Origin of the sequence: Nonomuraea sp. NPDC049784 (assembly GCF_040659615.1) — a bacterium.
Lineage (GTDB): Bacteria > Actinomycetota > Actinomycetes > Streptosporangiales > Streptosporangiaceae > Nonomuraea.
The window spans coordinates 1-1456 of record NZ_JBFAMX010001191.1; the positions used below are offsets into that span (position 1 = coordinate 1).

At 71.3% G+C, this 1456-nt stretch carries 1 protein-coding gene and 1 pseudogene; both read right to left on the bottom strand.

The window, feature by feature from the left end; genetic code table 11:
- Window positions 1-379 (bottom strand): annotated as a pseudogene (locus tag AB0J09_RS64625) (ABC transporter permease); the annotation flags it as partial.
- The coding region (locus tag AB0J09_RS64630; protein WP_360714391.1) for an ATP-binding cassette domain-containing protein at window positions 372-1456 on the bottom strand (1085 nt) is incomplete at its 5' end. The gene AB0J09_RS64630 and the pseudogene AB0J09_RS64625, both read right to left, overlap by 8 nt.

Genomic DNA, 1456 nt, shown 5'->3' on the forward strand with positions numbered 1-1456 from the left:
GCACCCCGACGTACGCCACCAGCGCTCCCCCGGCGGCGCCCACGACGGCCCCGCCCAGCACGGCCACGATGACCGCGGGCAGCCAGCCGTACCCGAGGTAGAGCACGACCAGCGCGGCGGCCAGCGCCATCACCGAGCCGACCGACAGGTCGATGCCCTGGGTGCCGATCACCAGCGCCATCCCGAGCGAGACGATCACGATGGGGGTGACCTGGACGAGCTGGGTCCGGAAGTTCGCGGCGTCCAGGAAGTGCGGGGTGAACAGCACGTTGAACAGCAGCAGCGCCAGCACGGCCGCGTACACGCCGTAGTCCTGCACCCAGGCGAACACGCGCGGCTTGAGCACCGCCACGCGACCCTGCACGGTGACCTCAGCCATCGGCCCGCTCCCTGACCGCCCGGTCCGCCACCGCTTGCTCCTCGACCGTCTGGTCCGCGATCGTCGCCATGATCCTCTCCTCGGTCACCTCGTCGTTCGACAGCTCACCGACGACCGCGCCTTCGCGCAGCACGAGGATTCTGTCGGCGCCCTCGACCAGCTCCTCCAGGTCGGAGGAGATCAGCAGCACACCCAGCCCCTCCTCGGCCAGCTCGTCGATCAACGCCTGCACTTCGGCCTTGGCGCCGACGTCGATGCCCCGGGTGGGCTCGTCGAGCAGCAGCACCTTGGGGCGCACGGCCAGCCAGCGGGCGAGCAGCACCTTCTGCTGGTTGCCGCCGGACAGCTCCGACACGAGCTGCTGCGGCGACGCGGCCTTGATCCTCAGCCTCCGCATGAAGATCTCCACCACCCGGTCGATCTTCGCATCGGACACTACGCCTGCCCTGCCCAGGCTGGGGAGGGCTGCCAGCGCGATGTTCTCGCGTACCGAGAGGGTGGGGATGATGCCCTCGGCCTTGCGGTCCTCGGGCAGCAGGCTGATCCCCGCCCTGATCGCCGCTTTCGTCCCGCCGCGGAGGGGCAGCCCGGCCACCAGCACCTGCCCGCCGTCGAGCGGCAGCGCACCGACGATGGCCTTCGCGGTCTCGGTACGCCCCGCGCCCAGCAACCCACCCAGCCCCACGACTTCGCCCGGCCTGATCGAGACATTGACGCCGTCGAGCACATGACGCCGCGTAAGCCCCCGCGCCTCGACCACGGGCACGCCCGGTTCAACGGTCGCCCCGGACATGACCGCCCCGCCGAGCGATTCCCGCCCCAGGAGGACTTCTTGCTCTTCGGAGGCATCCCGCCCCAGGAGGGCTTCTGGCCCCGCGGACGCATCCCGACCCACCAGGACCGTCCCCTCGGACGCATCATGCCCAGCCGAGACTCCCAGCTCTCGGGGCGCACTGTGCCCGTCGCGCTCGGCCGACGGGCGCGGAATGTCGAGTGCGTCCTGTTCCTCCGATGCGTCGGCGGCGCGCCCGTCACCATTGCCGTCCACACGGGGCGGCGCCACGGCGTCCAGCGGTG